This is a genomic window from Variovorax sp. YR216 (genome assembly GCF_900107745.1).
GTDB lineage: Bacteria > Pseudomonadota > Gammaproteobacteria > Burkholderiales > Burkholderiaceae_C > Variovorax.
Map to the genome: position 1 here is coordinate 15,509 of NZ_FNRO01000020.1, position 17,262 is coordinate 32,770.

Below are 17,262 nucleotides of genomic sequence, written 5' to 3' on the forward strand. Positions count from 1 at the left end.
ACGGGCGCGAGGCGTCGCTGAGAGATCAGCTTGGACCGTCTTCGGCGGCGTTTCGATAGTTCCCGAGCGATCGGGCGGTCTCGGCTTCCTTGGCCGAATAGCTGCCCGGTTCGAAGTATCGCGGCGACTGGATGCCCCAGACGCAGCGGGCAGAACGGAGCGCGTCCAGCAGGGCGTCATCGAGCGGCGCATCCGGCACTTGCTCCCGGCGCTCAGTTAGGCGCCGAGGCAGGCTCCAATGATCCCAGAACAGGACTCGGCCTTGAGCGAGCAGCTTCGAGACGAATGCGAATGCCAGTTGCGTGCCATCAACTTGCCGGTAGGACACGAAGTCTGCGCCGCTCGCCTCGACTCGGCCGGCCCACGCGTGCAGAGGGCCGCCGTCGACAAGCTTGCGCACCCCTTGGAAGTGCCGCCCAATCGCCTCCCCGGGCTCAGCTGCCAGCTTCGTTGGGCACCCTCGTTTCGGACGGCTGAAGAGCTCAAAGAGAACGACCGTGAAGTCAGCCAGGTGGAGCCAGCAGGAGCCACGGCCCGGTGCGATCACAAGGCCTTCGGCTCCCGGCTGCGGCGGCGCACCGACGATGATCTTGGCATCCACCGAAACGGGCAACCACTGCGTACCGCCCGTCGAGGTCATGGACAGCTGCGAGATCATCCAAACCGTGTCACCTGACGTGATTGTTTCCGAAACCGAATCCTTCGGGATGACATGACGGTCCGGGACGAAGAAACTTTGCCGAGACGGCGTCTCATCGCGAAGGCGTGCGCTCGCGAGATCTGCCCGCCCGGGTAAAAGGACTTTGCGATGCAGATAGTGAACAAAGTCCGTCATATCCTGGTCCCGTGTACTCCGGGTCGAGCGAATTCGCCCTTTCGTCTGCAATGCATCCTCACTATGTGAACTGTCCGGATCCCGTGGACGGTGCACATCCACAAGCGCGAGGATGACTTGACGGTATCGATGCGATATAGACGACATGGAGACGGCCCGGTAAGCCCCGGCCGAGGTGGCCGAAGATCGACTTCGGCGCCGGACCCGGAAGACCGCTCGACGGCTCAACGTCTTGCCGCGCAACCTCTTGCGGCACACCGCTGAGTTGCTGGGCATCTCCGCGCCGTCGATTGCGACGCTGCGCTCGATCTACAAACGCAGCCGGACACTTTTCAAGCATCAGCTTTGGATCAAGACATACCTCGGTCGTCGAGATCTTGAGCGTGGTGATGAAATCCAACTGGTCGATGCGCTTTGCATTCAAGAGCCGCAAGTTCTTCTGCGTCGATGCTTCATCGCGGGCCCCAGTGGCGTTCGAGTCGCTTAGGAGCGCCGCGGCCCATGCCGTCGGCCATCGACGAAATCCCGCGGCTCATCAAGGGGAGGAGTGACATGCAAGCAGCAAAATGCCCTGGCGGATTGGCATTGATCGTCAAGGGTCCGCTGTTGCAACGATCAGAAGTTGACCGGCGCGCCGCTCGAACATCCTTTGGCTCGCCCCCCGTCCGGGGGTTGGTTCGCCGGACCCTGATCGGATGGCGCCGATGAAGATAGAGACGATCCGAAGCATCCTCGCTCGGGGGGGTGCGCTCAAAACCTCATTGCCCGGTCGATGCCCACCGCATCAATGCTTGACGTGCATCCTGTCATGACTGAATATTCCGCCGCGCCATTCAAAGAGGTCTGACGGCGAGCGAGCATATGAACTCACCGGGGTCGCCAATTATAAGAGTGCGCAATCTCGTGGTCTATGCCGATGGTAATAGCAGCACGTCACTACCGACATGAAGAACATAAGTGACTTCCAGCTCTATGGCTTTCTGCGCATGCGCGCAGACCCATGGTCCCCACGAACGTAGCCATCTAGTGTAGTGCGCCACTCAGATATGTACTTATCGTTTGGCCCGTGCGAGTGCTGCCTTTGCTCGCGTGACCTTGGCCAGGATGTCGCTGGCGCGGGCGGTCCAGATGAAGGGTTCGGGATTGGCATTGTGATGCTCGACATAGAGATCGATCGCCAACTCCAGTTCGGGCACGCTGGTGAAGCTGTCGCGCCGGATGCGGTTCTCCGAGATGTCGCGGAAGAAGCGCTCGACCATGTTCAGCCAGGACGCGCTCGTGGGCGTGAAGTGCATGACGAAGCGCGGGTGCTTGGCCAGCCAGGCTTGAACCTCCGGGTGCGTGTGGGTGCCGTAGTTGTCCACGATCAGGTGCAACTGCAGGTGCTTGGGCGTCTTGCGCTGGATCAGGCGCAGGAACTGCAGCCACTCCGCGTGGCGGTGTTGCGGCTGGCACATCGAGATCACGGTGCCGTCCAGGGTGTTCAAGGCGGCAAACAGCGTGGTCGTGCCGTGGCGCTTGTAGTCGTGGGTGACGGTGCCGGCGCGGCCTTGCTTCATCGGCAGGCCCGGCTGGGTGCGGTTGAGCGCCTGGATCTGACTCTTTTCGTCACAGCTCAGAACCAGGGCGCGCTCGGGCGGGTTCAAATACAGCCCCACGACGTCCAGCAGCTTGTCCTCGAAGCGCGGGTCGCGCGAGAGCTTGAACGTCGTCTGCCGGTGCGGCTTCAGGCCATTGCGCTTCCATACGCGGCGAATGGTTGTCGGCCCGACCCCGAGCTGCGCGGCCAGCGTGCGCGTGCTCCAGTGCGTGGCGGCGATGGGCTTTTCGTGAAGCGTCTTGTCCACGATGCTCGATTCAAACTCGGCGGTGGTCACGCTGGGGGTACGCCCGGGGCGGGGCGCATCATGCATCAGGGCCTGCACCCCGCCTTCGATGAAGCGCTGGCGCCACATGGCCACCTGGCGCCGATCCAGATCGACCTCCACGGCGATCTCCTTGTTCTGCCAGCCCTGAGCGGCCAGCAACACGATCTTGGCCCTTTGCTGCACACGGGCCTCGACGCGGCCTCGCCGCGCCAAGGCTGTCAACTCACGGTGAGCAACGGCATCCAGTTCGATCCTTGGGGCAATGCGCATGACGACCTCCGTCGAGGTCGGAGTGTGCCGCATCTATTAAGTTCCACTATTTTGAGCGCACTGCACTAGTCTGCGGCACGTGCAACATGGAATGCAGTCTATACATGTGAGGAACTCGGTTATGTCGCGCGTATACATCTCATCAACGTTCGCTGACCTCGAGAGCTACCGAAGAGAAGTCGGTGAGTCGATCCATCGTCTGGGGCATGAGGATGTGGCGATGGAGTACTACGTCGCCGAGGACACGCGCCCTCTGGAGCGTTGCCTCCAGGACGTTGGCGGCTGTGATGTTTACGTGGGCATATTTGCATTTCGATACGGCTTCATCCCCGAGGAGAACAACGACTCACGTTTGTCCATTACGGAGCTCGAGTACTCCAAAGCATGCGAGGTGGGCGTACCCTGCTTGATTTTCCTGCTGTCTGAGGAGGCACCCTGGCCGAGGAACAAGCAGGACAAAGGCTCGGCGGCCGAATCAATCGAGGCGTTTCGCGAGCGGCTACAGAGGCGCCACACCGTCAACTTCTTCACCACCGAGGACGAACTAACGCGCAAGGTGAATGAAGGCTTAGTGAAGTGGCAGAAAGGCGATGCCGGTGGCTCCCTTCGGTCGCAGGCCGACTGGGAGACCTACCGCCGGACTGTTGCAGATGTCCACCAATGGGTCCGCATGCAGGTGATCGCCGGCATTAGCAAGGACCGCGGTCCGATACGAATTCCGCTGATTGACATCTTCGAACCCCAATTGGTGGCTGCCGGAGCATCCGGCACCGACGTTCCTGATGATGTGCGAAGGTATCAAGAGGCAATCTATGGAGACCGGTCTGAATCGGCCAACGACGCTCCATCCGATCTAGCGATCGAAGCTACTGATGATGTCACTGTCTCGGGCGAGGAAAATGTTCTGCTCGCCTCAAACCCGGAATATATCGTCGATATCGTCGGCCGCGAGCCCGCGCAGGTCATACTCGGCGGCCCCGGCAGTGGAAAGAGTAGCATCCTGCACTATGTCATGCTGCGAGTCTGCCAAGCGGCTGGGGAGTCGAGCCGACTTCCGATGCATCTGAGCGATAACCAGATCCCCTTTCTGATCGACCTGCGCAACTTCACGCTTCAAAAGCAATCGGACTTTCTCACATACATCGCGCACAACCTCGCAACCACATACGATACACCTGTCGACGTCAACGGGGTGAGCGCGATCCTCGAGGAACCGGAACGCAGCCTGGTCTTCTTCGATGGGCTCGACGAGGTTTTCGACCCGATCGATCGCAAGCGAGTGATCACGCAATTCCAAACGTTCGCTCGACGGTATCCTCAGGCTCGTATCGTCGTCACCTCCCGCATTGCTGGCTATGAGCCGACGGCACTCGGGACGGCCGGCTTCCAGCACTACACCTTGCTGCCGCTGACGCTCTCCCAGATCCGCCGCTTCGCAGTCAACTGGTATCGACACTACACCCTGGCTGGTACTGATCGCACCGCGCAGGGGCTCGTTCAGCGCATCGTCGAAAGCCCGCGAATGCTCGACCTCGCGGGGAACCCTCTGTTGCTGACCATGATGGCGGTCGTTTACAAGGATCGCGACTTACCCCACGAGCGCTGGCGGCTATACCAACGGTGCGCTGAAACGATGCTCGAGGATTGGGAGCTCGGCAAGGGAATTGCGATCGAGGATTTCAAGCTCACCGTGCTAATCCGGACCGCACAGAAATCGGAGATCCTCCAGCGCGTGTCAATGTTCATGCTAAAGAACGCACAGCCTGACAAACAGATCAACGCCATCGCCTACACGTCGCTGCTTCAGCTGGTTGCCAGCTATCTTGAGGACAAGTACAAACGCTCGCCGGGTGAGGCCGAAGCCATCGCAGTTGAGATTCTCAAACACCTGATGGAGCACACATACGTGCTCGCTGGAATCGGCGAGCGGGTCTTCGGGTTCGTCCACCGCACGTTTATGGAGTACTTCGCCGCATGCCACTGTCAATCACAGTTCAATGCCCGTAAGTCGGACTTCAAATGGATCACGAAGGAAGTTTTCGGAGCGCACTGGCGCGATAGCAAGTGGGAGGAGGTACTTCTGCTCCTGATCGCGATGCTTCAGGATCAGGGCACACCCATTTATGAAATCATTGATTCAGTTCGGCGAGGAAATTCGGCCGTCCCGTTCAGACTTGCGTTCGCGGCTCGCTGCCTTGGCGAGGTGGGAAGCATTCAAGACTCGGCGTACGCGCAGCAGCTTCTAGGCGACTTGGCCAGCGCCATAGCCGACCATGTGCTGGCATCGAGGAAGACGTTTACGAACATCGGCTTGCTCGGCTTTGCGGCGTTGGCGCCGGCAGTTGGCCCGACTGTGGCGGTCAACGCGGCGATCGAGCGCCTCGCCACCAAGAGCCTGTCAGCGCGAGTAGTTGCGTGGCAGATGGGATTCGCTCTGCGCTCGCGAAAGGAGAGGTACGCGTATGCGCTCAACGCCCTGACCGACAAGACGGACACGGTGCGGCGCGGCGCGATTGCCGCTTTGGAACGCGAATGGCCTGGAAGAGGTGAAATTGGCAAGCACCTTGTCGACGTCGTGCGCTCCGATCGTCAGGCGGAGGTCCGGCACGCGTCGCTCGCCGCACTTCAACGAACCTGGCGCGCGGAGCCTGCAATCCTTGACGTCTTGGCTGACCGTGCGTGGCGGGATCGCAATCGACGGCATGTCGTCCGATACATCCGTTTCCTAGCGTCGACGTGGGCTGCTCACCCGAGGGCCCGCGAATTGCTGCTTGAGATGGCAAGCGAGAGCGAGCGGGATCGCGACTCGGCAAGCGCCGAGGCGCTCATTGCCGCAGGCGACGCGCTCGCGAGCGGTTGGAAAGGAGACCCCGAGGCGTTTGAGTTCGTTATCAGCCAAGCCAAACGTTCACGAGAAGTGCAGGTACGCAGCGCCCTTGCCAAGTCCGTCGCAGCTGGCTGGAACGAACGCGCCGACGCCCTCTCGTACCTGCAAGACGTTGCGGTCAACGATGCAGATGAGCAGGTGCGTTCCGACGCCCTAATGGCCATTGCCAGCGGCTGGCGAGGGAGTACCGTCGCCTTGCCCTTCGTTATCTCTCGGACAACTGCTGAGCAGAACGACACTGCGCGTCGTGGGGCGTTCTCTGCTCTGGTCACAGGATGGCGTGACTATCCCGAGACGCTACCAATGCTCCGAGAGGTTGCGACGACTGCGTCGATCGTCGACCTCCGCGTTGCTGCATTACGCGCAATAGCTGTGACTTGGCACGATGATCCGGCAGTTATGGAGTTCGTCAGGGAGCGCGCAATTGCCGACCCGTCAGCGGAATGTCGCTCCGCCGTGCTGTGGCTTCTCACGCTGCAGTGGCCGTTCATGGACGAGGACTCATTATTCTTTATCTATGACCGGTCGTTGAAAGAGGCAGACCCTGATGCACGGGCGGCGGCGCAGGAAGCGCTCGAGAGGATGCTCAACTCGTCTTGGCATCTGGCGAGCATTGACTTCTTCCTTCGTTCACGACTGCGAAGTGAGAGCGTGGCCGTTCGTCGAGGTGCCATCGGCATTTTGCAAATGTTGGTCGACCGCGACTTCGAGACCCTCCTACGGTACACACACCGCGAAGGACTCGTCGCTCTTCTTGACCAGATTGTGCACGACGACGCGGACGCTGCGATTCGGCGAAGTGCAAGCGAACTGATGGACCGCTTGCGCAGCTAGTACGAGATCCCCTAAATAGATTGTCTATTCAGCAGTCAGGAACGGTGCCAGCAGCGTCGCGACGGAATCGGCCGCTTGCGCGAGGTCGCCGTTGATAGGCAAGGGCTCCCAGCGCCCCGTATGACTACGGAACGCAGCGGTGTATCGATTGCGAGCGAGCTCCGTCAGGCGAGCCACCGTGTCGACATCGTCGCCGCGGTGCATTTGGATCAGCAGGTGCTTGCCGTAGGGGCGCACCCGCGCCTGCTCATGTCCGGTGAGTCGAGCCAGGTGACGCTGGAGTTCGTCGGCGCGGGCTTGGGCCAGTAGTGTGGGCATCGGGAGGGAACCTTTTGGGTTGGCCAGTTTGCGACTCAAAGCCGGCAAACGTCCACTTGGGGGTCCACTCGTTTTCAGTGCAATGAGTGACGGTTCGCAAGGCCAGCAATGGCGCGGGGGTGGAGCCGTAAGCCATTGATTTTCTTGAGGTTGCTGTTCACTTCTCAGCGGCGTATCGTCCCCTGCCCCACGGACGGAGGCGCGCGATGCAAGGCTGGCAGACAACATACCTGGGCATGCGCGAACTCCCGCGCGACATCAGCGGCTTCGAACTGCAGGTGTTCTTCAGTTTCAGCCGCGCGGAACGCGAACTGATCGCTACGCGCCGCGGCGAATCTCACAAGCTCGGCCTGGCGCTGCACATCGGATTCCTGCGCATGACCGGCCGCGTGCTCGATGCCTTTCGGATCGTTCCCCCAGCGCTGTGGCGCCACCTGGGCAATGAGCTGGGTGTCGATGCGCCCGACATCGCGTCGCTGCGCGCCCTATACGGACGTGGCCGCACTTTGTTCGACCACCAGCGGGTAGCCTGTGAGGCCTTGGGATTTCGGTGGATGACCGAGCATCAGCGCCGCGCGCTGGTGCGATTGATGAGTGACGAGGTCGCGCGGTGCGCGGACCGAGAACAACTGCTGGTCTTTGCGCGGCGCTGGTTGTACGAGCATCGACTGTCGATCGTCCACGACCGGGCCATCCGCGGCTTGATTGCCACCGCCCTCGCCCGTTTCGAAGCCGAGACGGCGGCATCCATTCGTAGCGAGGTGCCACCTGACGCGCTGGAGCAATGGAGCCGGAAGATCGCCCAGCCACATGCCACCGGCGTGACCCATCAAAGCTGGCTGTGGGCGGCGCCGACTCGGCATTCGACGCGCCAGATCAGCGAGGTGCTCGAACGGATCAATTGGCTTCAGACACTCGACGTGCACAAGTACTTGGGCGCCCTGCCTGATCTCATCGCGCGGCGCTACGCGCGTCGCTTGGCATCCCGGCCTCTTTCGGCCGGCGCCAAGATCAAGGATCCAGCGCGCACCGTAGAGGTCGCCTGCTTCCTGCGCTACTGTCTGCTGACCGCCACCGACCAACTTATTCTGATGGTTCAGCGTCGCGTGGCTGACCTGTGGCGCTAGGCCGCCGGTAGCGTCGGTGACACCGTCAACTGGGCGGACCTTTACCGATCTCTGGTCGACGAACTCACGAACTTGAGTGCCGAGGGTGGCGTGCCAGACTCCGAATTGAGGGCGCGATTGGCGGCTGTGGTTGCCAGCCACCAGCAGCGTCGCCCGCCCGGGCGGGCATCACTCGTGCGGGAGTGCCTGATCGAGGCCATTCGCCCGGTGCGGTCCATGCTGGTAGCGATCGCCAAGCTGCCATGGCAGGCGACCGGCAACCATCCGGCCATCGAATCACTGGCCAAGCTGCGCGATCTGTATGCGAGAAGCGCAAGGAGTCTGCCAGACATCGTTTCACCCCAACTCGGATCGGTCTGGCGCGACGCCATCTCGGGCTACGACCGGGAGCGCGCCTTTCGGGCGCTGGAGGTGGCCACGCTGTTTGCCCTGCGTCGAACCGTGCGCAACGGCTCGGTGTGGATCGAACACAGCCTGACGTTTCGTGGACGCGAGCGACTGTTCCTACCCGCCGAGCGCTCGCATGCCGAGGCCAAGCGGCACTACGCGCGGCTGGCGCTGCCGGCCAACCCGGAGGAGTTCCTTGTTCCGCTCCTGATGCGCGTGCATGCTGGCGTCCAAGCGGTGGCCGTCGCCGCCCGTTCCGGCGCGCTACACATTGACGATGAATTGCACCTCTCGGCGCTCCCGGCGGACGATGGGGATCCTCAGGTTGACAAGCTGCGCGCCAGACTCGACCAGCGCATCGGCGAGGTGCAATTGCCCGAGGTGATCCTGGCCGTTGATGCGCAGGTTCGTTTCAGCTGGATCATGTTGGGGCGCGAGCTGCGCTCGGCCGAGGAACTGCTGATGACCTACGCCAGCATTCTCGCCCATGGCACCAGCCTCACGGCGGCCGATTGTGCGCGCATGATGCCCCAGTTGTCGGCCACGAGCATCCGCCAGGCCATGCGCTGGGCCAGCGACGAACGCCGACTCGGGAAGGCTTGCCAGGCAGTGCTGGAGTTCATGCAAGGCCATCCCATTGCAACGACTTGGGGACGTTCCGATCTGGCCTCCTCGGACATGATGAGCATGGAGACCACCAAGCGTGTGTGGCAGGCCCGTTTGGATCCGCGGCGCAACACGCCCTCGATCGGCATCTACTCCCATGTGGGCGATCGCTGGGGCATCTTTCACGCGCAACCCTTTGTGCTGAACGAGCGGCAAGCCGGCGTGGCGATCGAGGGCGTCGTGCGACAGGAGCAGATCGAGACTTCTCAACTGGCCGTCGATTCCCACGGTTACACCGACTTCGCGATGGGGTTGTCTCGCCTGTTGGGTTTCGATCTATGTCCGCGGCTCAAGGATCTGAAGCAGCGGCAGCTCTATGTCCCCAGAGGCATGCCGATACCCGCTGATGTGGCATCCGTGTGCGTAGCCAACGTCAACGCTTCGCTCATTGTGTCGCACTGGGACGCTCTCGTTCGCCTCACGGCGGCCGTGATGTCCGGGCACGCCCGCGCGGTGGCCGTGATGGCGCGCTTCGGATCGGCAGCCAGGTCTGACCCGATCTATGAGGCCGGCGTGCACCTTGGCAGGCTAATGCGCACGGCTTTCTTGGCGGACTACTTCGTCAACGCGGCGTTCCGCCGCGAACTGCATCGGGTGCTCAATCGCGGCGAGGCGGTGAACGCCTTGAAGCGCGCCATCTACACCGGGCGGGTCAGTCCGGTGCAGGCCAGGCGCGTGGACGAGATGCAGGCCGTGGCGGACGCGTTGAGCTTGCTCGCCAACATCGTGATGGCATAGAACACCGCGCAGATGCAGGCGGTGCTCGATCGCTGGGCCCATCGACGTCAGGTTGTGCCGCCCGAACTCATTGGACGGATCGCGCCCACGCGGCTGGAAGGCATCAACCTGCGCGGCATCTTTCGTTTCCCTATCGAACGGTATGCCGCTCAGCTCCTACCGTCACAAACTGCAGCGAAAATGAGCGCCAATGGCTAAAACTGACCGAGCGCCGGTGCGGCCTGCACCGCGATTGAAGGGGGACAGAAAGTCCATGCACGACAAGGACTTGCGAGCGACGAGGCCTTGGAAGCAGCGTGCTTGGCTGCGCCCTTGCCGTCACTTAGTGCACTGAAAACGAGTAGACCCCGACTACGAGCGCCACGGCACGACGACGCTGTTCGCGGCGCTGGACATCGCCACCGGAGCTGTCATCGGCGAGGTGCATCGCCGCCACCGCAGCGCTGAGTGGACAACTACGGCACGCACAAGACGCCCTCCATCAAGAACTGGCTTGCAAGGCATCCGCGTTTTCATGTGCACTTCACGCCCACCTCGGCATCGTGGCTGAACCAGGTGGAGCGCTGGTTCGCCACGCTGACGCAGCGCTGCATCCGCCGCGGCACGCATCGCTCGACGCGACAACTCGAGCAGGCCATCAGGCAGTACCTTGACGTCCACAACGCGAAACCGAAGCCCTTCGTCTGGTCCAAAACCGCCGAGGACATCCTCGCCAGCATCGAGAGGTTTTGTTTGCGAACTTCTAACTCACGACACTAGGCGAGCTTTCGACGTTTTTCATCAGCGGCGGAGAAACGCCGCCCAGCCTAGGACGCGCTCCGGCTTGTTGGTGGCTTTTTTCGGACGAGCCCCTGAAGGCGGTGATCCACCGGATTGGGCGAACACCGATCGCGAGCGGCGCCTCAGGAATTTTCTCGACGGCAAACTGTGACCGCAGCCCAATGTAGTCTGCCGTTCAAAGCAGTAGCGTCCACAGGCGATCAACCAAGTTCAAGTCGTGCAGTGCGTCCTCACTGCGGAAACCCGCGTCGCGCGAGCACCCACATTCATGGAAGCCGTGGCCGCCTATTCGAAGCAACCGCCTCCCTGGCCAATTCCAACAGCCGGGGGTCGTCGCCAAAGACATCACAATAGACGCCGCGCAGGTCGCGACCTGTGTCATCGACCACCCACATCCACGGTTCTTGCGGGTCGCGCAACAGTCGTCGCGTCGGACGCACCTGCGGCACGACGATGCGCTCGTCGGCAACCGAATCGGGGCCTACTGAATCCGGCGACCAGAACCAGCCGCGCAACACGTTGTCCACCCCGATCGTGACCAGGCCTCGCCCGTCGAGCGTGAACTCGGCTTGGGTGACACCTTTATGCGGAACTTCAATGCGGGTACCGTCCTGAAGGGGCCAAAGCCACGCTGATTCTTGCCCATCAGCCACAAACAGCCATCGCTCATCGTCGCTAATGCGGGCGCAGGTGACGCCCCCTATGATGTCGCCGTCGCGCCACGACGACCGAATGTCGGCGTGCTTCCAAGTCGAGGTATCAATGATCGCGTAGACAAGCATGTCGCCCGCGGAGCGCCGCTGCCAGCGCCACGGCCCCCATCGTGGCCTACAGCCGACGCTTAGCAGGTAACGTCCGCCATGGGAGAAGCGGATAAACTCACCCGACGCGATCGGCAGCCGCTGTACGCGAGGCAGCACTCCAGCTCGAAAGCCGTGGCCCCAGCGAACGGGGCGGCGGTTTGCGAAGTCGTAGACCCGCACCATGCCGTCGGCGTGAGCCATCGCCAACCAGCGGCCGTCGGGCGAGAAGTCCAGGTTCAGTATCCCCTGGGGTGCGACGTCGAATAGCAAGTTCAGCGGCCCCACGCACAGCATTTCCACCAGGTCGCGACGCAGCCGGTCCGATGGAAGGAATCGTTCGAATGTCAAGGGCTCGGAGAACGGAATCTCTTGCCGGGACCTGTCGTCGGGGGCAGGTCGGCATATAGGACGAAACACAAGAACGTTCTCATGCTTTGCAGCCACGCAGATCGCACCGCCATTCGGTTCGATGGCAAGGTCGACCAGTTCCATGGGCGCTCTGCCCGATGCTTTCCCGGGCGCCCCGAGCGGACCGTCAAAGTGCACGCACGAGACACTGTGCGTGCCTGAGAGCCAAGCCCATAGCGAACGGTCGCGCTTAATTGCAGTGCGGGTAGCGCCGGTCCGAACCCTATCCGACGGGCTGCGCCACTGGGTAAGCGCTTGGGTCAGCATCGGGCGCAGAGTCGAATCGAGTCCTTGGGATGCCAAGCTGAGCAATGTCGCTAACGCGGCTTTTGGGTCGCCTTGCTGCAAGTGTTGGTGAACTTGCCCGATCCCATCACCGCGCCGCAAGCGGCGGGTCTCGGTGGTGCTGTGCTGCTCGAACACTCGGCTGCGATCAACATATTTGGCTAGAGATTCTGGCCATTCACTTCGGGCCGTATCAGCCAGTTCTTCCAGGCGTCTCCGGGTCAGCAGCAGGTCGTCAGGGCGACCGGCTTGGCGCCACTGGCGCTCCGCCGCGCTGAGTGACTTGAGCGTACGCTGGAGCTTGGCATCGAGCCGTAGCGCGGCAAGCAGGCGCTCGAGAACAGAGCTTGCCGTTTGGTCGAAGGCCGACACGCCGGCCAAACCGTCAATAGCTGCCGGCAGTGGCGCCCTGGGGGTTTCGAGCCAGATCGGGACGATCGTGCTACCGGACGCCACGGCGGTGTCCAGCTCGAGCAGGCAGAATGTGGATGCCGCAGATTCACCGCTATAGAAGAAAACAAAGGCCTCAAGATCAGCGATCGCGGGCTGGATCTCGTCCATGAAGCGTGACGCGGGATGGATCTGCTCGGTGTCGACCCACACCCGATGGCCGGCCGCTGCCAGCCCGTCGGCAACGGGCCGCACGCGCGCGACATCGGCCCACGCGTAGGAGACAAACACCCCGAGAGGCGCTGATTCCGCGCCATCACGATTTGCCATGGTGCTCGGAATTTTCTGCAACGCGCCCCAGACCTGTGTAAGATGAATCTTGATCGTCGGTGTTCATCGGTCCCTTCGCCCTAGCCTGGATGATCGTCCCGCCGTGCTTGCCAGGTCAATCGCGTCAATCAACTGGGCAAGAAATCGCGCGGGACGAAAGTGATCAGGGTGCAGCTGTCTTCAGGGGTGGGGCTCCTGTCGCGACGATCTCGGAAGGGCCGCCGCTGTGCACCAAGCGAGGATCCTGGAGGTTCGTGACCACGCTTGCGTTGGCCAGCGCGTCGAGCACCTGAGAGACGTCTTGCCGGGTCAGCCGCAAGGCAAAGAAATGCTGGCTGACGAGAACGTTGTTCGTCTGCGTAATGCACCCCAGGGTGTTCCCGCCCGGCCCCCGCGGAAAGTTGGCGCTACCCGATCCCGGCCAGGACGGCGTCGTCACCAGCAGCACGAGGCCTTCGCCGGCCTGGCTTCACTCAGTCGAGGGGCGAGCTTTAGGGCTTCCGATGCGTGCGAAGGACCGTTGCGGCCGCTTGGCTCATCGGGAAAGGGTACTGAAGGGCGCGAACCTCGTATTAGGTGCGGTCGAAATGCCGCGCACCTCCCCCTCCTTGAGGACAACGCTTCGCAACCACGGCCATACGCTCGCGCGTGGGACTCTCGTGACCGCGAGCATCCACCAGGAAAGATAGGAGGTCGAAGATGGCCGCCGATTTCAACAGAACTTCTGCCCGAGTTGCAGGACAAGGCCCCAACGCGATGCCGATGCCGGAGCGGGACCGCGCAACTGCAAGCAGTTTGATCATCATGAACTCGCTGCGTCGCACAGTTGTTGCAGCTTCGGTCGCCATGCTTGCATGCCTGCTGCGCCACGAGCCGGCCGACATGTACCTTCGGTGGCGAACCCACTTCCCAAAAGTTCAGCCAGCAATTCGTCTATGCCAGCAGTGACAATTCACAACTCAAGCAGGGGGATGGCTGCGTAGGCGATACCGGCACGGATCCCGTGGGCGCGACTTTCGGAGAGGTCTACCGCGGCGGCTTCTTCTACGTCGTGTGGAACGACCAGTTCTATCAAGATCCGGATATTGCTGGCTGCGGAGACTCCTGCGGTGCCCCGTGGGGTCACTCCAAAGGCATGCTGGTGTGGAACACCGCCGAGTTCGCCGCCGGTGCTTCCTGCGCTTCCTCAAGGGCCTGGATCACGCCACGCAGCCGCTCGCACTCGCGCTCCAGCGAGGCCACCCAGGTGCGCGCGTGCTGGGCTTCATTAAAAGTCTGCGCGTCCAGGGCGGCCCTGCCCCAGCGGCTCTCGAACCAGAGGGTCAGATAGACCGCGCGGGGTGCGTTGCCGCGGGCCTGGTAGCGCTGCAGGGTGCGCAGGCTCACGCCGAGGTGGCGGGCGATCTTCTGGCGCGGTTCTCGTTGGTCGGCCAACAAAAGGTCCAATGGCGGCAGTCGTGCAAACGTGGGCGCAAGGAATGGCATGGCCAGGCTCCAGCGAGGTGCGACGTACGCGAAGGTCGGCGGCGCCGACCCTGCAATGGCATGTCAGTTTGTCGCGGTGCGGTGGCGCCCTCTTCTCCGCTGCCCTGCTGGCTTTCTGGGCGGGGCGAGAGTGAATAGACATAACGGGGATTGCCCAGACTCGGGACCTCGACGCGGCGGCGGGCTTTAATTGCGCGCGCACTGGCTGGCCGCGCGGGCCGCGTCCGACTGCGACGAGAGATCACCGGACGTTTGCGGCCAAATGAGCAACGGCGCATGCGTTGAACCAAGCACTGCCCACCGGCCTTCGATGTTCAGGTGGCGAGCGTAGTTGCCCGGGTCCCGTCCGTGATGTGTACCCCCCGGAAATGACGGGGCCACGGGTAACACGGTGCGCCATTTGCCACCCGCCGGCGCCGGATGCATTATCCAGTCATTTGTTGACAAATGACTAATTATCGCAACATACTGCAGCCATGGTGCTGCGCTCGGACTCCACGCTGGAACAGGCCGCTCTGGAGCTCGCCAAGCGGCAGCCGCTGCTGCGCGCACGCGAGCTGGCTGAGCAAGGCCTGCCGACAGTGGTCCTCAGCCGACTGGTCTCGGCTGGCAAGCTCGAACGCGTCGCCCGCGGTATCTACAGCCTGCCGGGACGAGCGCTCAGCGAACACCGCTCTCTGGCCGAGGTAGCCCTGCGCGTACCGCGTGGCGTGGTTTGCCTGCTGTCGGCGCTGCGCGTCCACGGCATTGGCACCCAGGCACCGTTTGAAGTCTGGATGGCGATCCCCCATCACTCGCCCACGCCCCGCCTCGACCAGCCAGCACTGCGCGTGGTGCGCATGTCGGGCGCGGCCCTGACCGAAGGCATTGAGCTGGTCGAGACGGATGGCGTGCAAGTGCCGGTGTTCAACGCGGCGAAGACGGTGGCCGACTGCTTCAAGTACCGCAACAAGATCGGCCTGGACGTTGCACTGGAAGCGCTGCGTGATGGCTGGTCTCAGCGCAAGCTCACGATGGACGCGCTCTGGCACTACGCCACGGTGGATCGCGTGGCCAATGTGATGCGGCCTTACTTGGAAAGCGTCACCGCATGAGCCGCAACCTGGCGGCCTCAGTCCGCACCCGCTTGAAGCAGCACGCCGATGCCACGAAGCAGGACTTCAACCTGACGCTCACCCACTATGGGCTGGAGCGGCTGTTGTATCGGCTGTCAGTCTCGCCACATGCCGCCAATTACCTGCTCAAGGGCGCGCTGCTATTTTCATTGTGGTACGACCAGCCGCATCGGCCGACGCGCGATGCAGACCTGCTTGGGTTTGGACCAGACGACGTCGACTCGGCGGTTTCGGCTTTCCGTGAGGTCTGTCAGGTCGTGGTGGATGATGGCATCGCGTTTGATCCAGCCTCGGTCAAGGGCTCAGTGATTCGCAAAGAGGCGGGCTATGGGGGTGTGCGGATCGACCTGCAGGCGAAGTTGGACGGTGCACGCATTGCGCTGCAAGTGGACATCGGCTTTGGCGATGCCGTGACGCCGGCACCGGAATTGGTGAGCTATCCGGTGCTGATCGAGGACCTGCCCGCTCCGCAACTGCGCACCTATCCGAAATACACGGTGGCGGCCGAGAAATTTCATGCGGTGTGTCTGCTGGGCATGGCCAACACCCGCATGAAGGACTACTTCGATCTCTGGGTGTTGCTCACCGAGGGTGCCTTGGAATCTGCAAACCTGCGTCGCGCGGTCGAGGCCACGTTCACACGGCGGCAACTGGCGGTGCCTGACACCATCCCTTCAGGGTTGAGCGAAGCATTCGCACAGGATCCGACGAAACAAAGGCAGTGGGCTGCTTTCCTGAAAAAGAATCGGCTGGAGGCCCTGGACCTCGCCGACGTTGTCGCTCTGTTACGCAGCGAGTTTCTGCAACTGAGGTTATGACGATCTCTACGCTCTGGAGCGGCGCGAGATCCGCGCCCTGAGGATCCACCGGCATGGAATGCTGGCCGACGACTAGCCGGCTACGGTTGGGCTGGTATCGGCGGCAAGATCGAAACCGCTTTGCTTCGGCTCTATTGCCCCCGGGTAAAATGCCCCTATGTCCGCCACCCAGTTCTCCGAGGATGGCCTGCGCTACGTCAAGAAGTCGCCGGGATCCATCATCTCCACCCCTCGCGCCGAATCGATGATGTCGTGCTTCAAGTGCGGCAAGTTCGCACTGCGGACGAACATGACTTCGAAACGGTTCCTCGGCAAGAACCACCTCATCTGCGCGCCGAGGTGTTCGTGAGCGAGACCCTCGACCTATTCGCTGGCCACAACACCGACCGGAATCCAGCGGTTCTTCTTTACCCGTCATGGCTGGGCCGAGAGGTCCAGGAGCAAATCTCGCGTTCGAGCCGGGCGACTACAAGATCACGCCGGGCGATCGCTGGACTGTCATAGCCCTGAAGACTGGAGAGAAGGTCTATTCAGGCATTGGCCCCGTAGAAATCGTCCGCGTCAAGGCATAGGGCGATAGCGGCGCGGCTCACGCTTCGCGCCACTCGGGCCCGCGATCGAGCCCATTCGATGGCTGCTCACCTTCGGACGCAAAGTAATTGTGACCAGCGGCGGGGCGTCCGGCGCACGTACGCAGCGCGGTCGCATGATGGCCTAGCATGGCTGAGTCGCGGGAGTGCAGTGGTAGCACCTTCCATGTGGGCCGGCAAGGAGGGCCTCAACCCTCCCTATGCGGCCTACAATGCTGCACCGCAGCACAGCGTCCATGACGACATCGGCGACCAGCCCTGACCTCGCCAGCAAGTCGAAGCCTTTTGATGACGGCTGGGCTCCGGGCGCGCCTCCGCGGCTGGCTGA

General features: G+C 62.3%; 14 protein-coding genes and 3 pseudogenes. 11 read left to right on the forward strand and 6 right to left on the reverse strand.

Annotated elements, in window-relative coordinates:
- Positions 1–25: 25 nt before the first annotated feature.
- The gene (locus tag BLW05_RS30335) at positions 26–835 is read right to left on the reverse strand and encodes a hypothetical protein (protein ID WP_093167694.1); all 810 of its coding nucleotides are present in this window, start codon (positions 833–835) and stop codon (positions 26–28) included.
- A 232-nt stretch (positions 836–1,067) separates the two neighbouring features.
- On the opposite strand from BLW05_RS30335, the gene BLW05_RS35650 reads away from it, so the two are divergent.
- On the forward strand, positions 1,068–1,322 hold the full coding sequence (locus tag BLW05_RS35650) for a DUF4158 domain-containing protein (RefSeq protein ID WP_143044966.1): 255 nt from the start codon (positions 1,068–1,070) through the stop codon (positions 1,320–1,322).
- A 565-nt stretch (positions 1,323–1,887) separates the two neighbouring features.
- Here the strand turns inward: BLW05_RS35650 and BLW05_RS30340 are convergent.
- A complete protein-coding gene (locus tag BLW05_RS30340) occupies positions 1,888–2,973 on the reverse strand; it encodes an IS630 family transposase (protein WP_093167856.1) in 1,086 nt (361 codons plus the stop codon).
- A gap of 121 nt (positions 2,974–3,094) precedes the next feature.
- Here BLW05_RS30340 and BLW05_RS30345 point away from each other — a divergent pair, with 121 nt between their 5' ends.
- Positions 3,095–6,694 (forward strand): DUF4062 domain-containing protein, encoded by a 3,600-nt coding sequence (locus tag BLW05_RS30345; protein WP_177142868.1) that lies wholly within the window; start codon positions 3,095–3,097, stop codon positions 6,692–6,694.
- Between the two features lie 24 nt (positions 6,695–6,718).
- Here BLW05_RS30345 and BLW05_RS30350 read toward each other — a convergent pair whose 3' ends face one another.
- Entirely contained in the window at positions 6,719–7,012 is a 294-nt protein-coding gene (locus BLW05_RS30350) for a hypothetical protein (RefSeq protein WP_093167698.1), read from the reverse strand.
- 206 nt (positions 7,013–7,218) lie between these two features.
- On the opposite strand from BLW05_RS30350, the pseudogene BLW05_RS36905 reads away from it, so the two are divergent.
- The 4 genes and pseudogenes from BLW05_RS36905 to BLW05_RS30360 form a co-directional block, all read left to right on the forward strand.
- Positions 7,219–7,759, forward strand: a pseudogene (locus BLW05_RS36905) (DUF4158 domain-containing protein); the annotation flags it as partial.
- Between the two features lie 470 nt (positions 7,760–8,229).
- Positions 8,230–9,930: a Tn3 family transposase gene (locus BLW05_RS36910; RefSeq protein ID WP_371126988.1), complete on the forward strand. Its 1,701-nt coding sequence runs from the start codon at positions 8,230–8,232 to the stop codon at positions 9,928–9,930.
- A 12-nt stretch (positions 9,931–9,942) separates the two neighbouring features.
- Positions 9,943–10,128 (forward strand): hypothetical protein, encoded by a 186-nt coding sequence (locus BLW05_RS36915; protein WP_371126989.1) that lies wholly within the window; start codon positions 9,943–9,945, stop codon positions 10,126–10,128.
- Positions 10,129–10,282: 154 nt separating this feature from the next.
- Positions 10,283–10,689: pseudogene (locus tag BLW05_RS30360) on the forward strand (transposase); the annotation flags it as partial.
- A gap of 287 nt (positions 10,690–10,976) precedes the next feature.
- Here BLW05_RS30360 and BLW05_RS30365 read toward each other — a convergent pair.
- Both BLW05_RS30365 and BLW05_RS30370 read right to left on the reverse strand, forming a co-directional pair.
- Positions 10,977–12,926, reverse strand: a complete 1,950-nt coding sequence (locus BLW05_RS30365; RefSeq protein ID WP_093167700.1) for a toll/interleukin-1 receptor domain-containing protein — start codon at positions 12,924–12,926, stop codon at positions 10,977–10,979.
- A 163-nt stretch (positions 12,927–13,089) separates the two neighbouring features.
- The gene (locus BLW05_RS30370; protein WP_093167702.1) at positions 13,090–13,374 is read right to left on the reverse strand and encodes a hypothetical protein; all 285 of its coding nucleotides are present in this window, start codon (positions 13,372–13,374) and stop codon (positions 13,090–13,092) included.
- A 251-nt stretch (positions 13,375–13,625) separates the two neighbouring features.
- On the opposite strand from BLW05_RS30370, the gene BLW05_RS36160 reads away from it, so the two are divergent.
- Positions 13,626–13,874 carry a hypothetical protein gene (locus BLW05_RS36160; RefSeq protein WP_177142865.1) on the forward strand — a complete coding sequence of 83 codons (249 nt, stop codon included), beginning with the start codon at positions 13,626–13,628 and terminating at the stop codon, positions 13,872–13,874.
- Positions 13,777–14,019: pseudogene (locus tag BLW05_RS36920) on the forward strand (hypothetical protein); the annotation flags it as partial. The gene BLW05_RS36160 and the pseudogene BLW05_RS36920, both read left to right, overlap by 98 nt.
- Before the next feature lie 29 nt (positions 14,020–14,048).
- Here the strand turns inward: BLW05_RS36920 and BLW05_RS36610 are convergent.
- Positions 14,049–14,360 carry a hypothetical protein gene (locus BLW05_RS36610; RefSeq protein ID WP_256330560.1) on the reverse strand — a complete coding sequence of 104 codons (312 nt, stop codon included), beginning with the start codon at positions 14,358–14,360 and terminating at the stop codon, positions 14,049–14,051.
- A gap of 527 nt (positions 14,361–14,887) precedes the next feature.
- On the opposite strand from BLW05_RS36610, the gene BLW05_RS30380 reads away from it, so the two are divergent.
- The 3 genes from BLW05_RS30380 (at position 14,888) to BLW05_RS30390 (ending at position 16,693) form a co-directional block, all read left to right on the forward strand.
- Positions 14,888–15,505 (forward strand): type IV toxin-antitoxin system AbiEi family antitoxin domain-containing protein, encoded by a 618-nt coding sequence (locus BLW05_RS30380; RefSeq protein WP_093167705.1) that lies wholly within the window; start codon positions 14,888–14,890, stop codon positions 15,503–15,505.
- On the forward strand, positions 15,502–16,344 hold the full coding sequence (locus tag BLW05_RS30385) for a nucleotidyl transferase AbiEii/AbiGii toxin family protein (RefSeq protein ID WP_093167706.1): 843 nt from the start codon (positions 15,502–15,504) through the stop codon (positions 16,342–16,344). Before BLW05_RS30380 ends, BLW05_RS30385 begins: the two co-directional genes overlap by 4 nt.
- A gap of 157 nt (positions 16,345–16,501) precedes the next feature.
- Positions 16,502–16,693, forward strand: coding sequence for a hypothetical protein (locus BLW05_RS30390; RefSeq protein WP_093167708.1), 192 nt, complete (start codon positions 16,502–16,504; stop codon positions 16,691–16,693).
- Positions 16,694–17,262: the final 569 nt, after the last annotated feature.

Coding starts and splice junctions, on each gene's coding strand:
- BLW05_RS30335 (WP_093167694.1), bottom strand. CDS start 835: ATGACGGACTTTGTTCACTATCTGCATCGCAAAGTCCTTTTACCCGGG.
- BLW05_RS30340 (WP_093167856.1), bottom strand. CDS start 2,973: ATGCGCATTGCCCCAAGGATCGAACTGGATGCCGTTGCTCACCGTGAG.
- BLW05_RS30345 (WP_177142868.1), top strand. CDS start 3,095: ATGTCGCGCGTATACATCTCATCAACGTTCGCTGACCTCGAGAGCTAC.
- BLW05_RS30350 (WP_093167698.1), bottom strand. CDS start 7,012: ATGCCCACACTACTGGCCCAAGCCCGCGCCGACGAACTCCAGCGTCAC.
- BLW05_RS36915 (WP_371126989.1), top strand. CDS start 9,943: ATGCAGGCGGTGCTCGATCGCTGGGCCCATCGACGTCAGGTTGTGCCG.
- BLW05_RS30365 (WP_093167700.1), bottom strand. CDS start 12,926: ATGGCAAATCGTGATGGCGCGGAATCAGCGCCTCTCGGGGTGTTTGTC.
- BLW05_RS36160 (WP_177142865.1), top strand. CDS start 13,626: ATGGCCGCCGATTTCAACAGAACTTCTGCCCGAGTTGCAGGACAAGGC.
- BLW05_RS30380 (WP_093167705.1), top strand. CDS start 14,888: ATGGTGCTGCGCTCGGACTCCACGCTGGAACAGGCCGCTCTGGAGCTC.
- BLW05_RS30385 (WP_093167706.1), top strand. CDS start 15,502: ATGAGCCGCAACCTGGCGGCCTCAGTCCGCACCCGCTTGAAGCAGCAC.
- BLW05_RS30390 (WP_093167708.1), top strand. CDS start 16,502: ATGTCCGCCACCCAGTTCTCCGAGGATGGCCTGCGCTACGTCAAGAAG.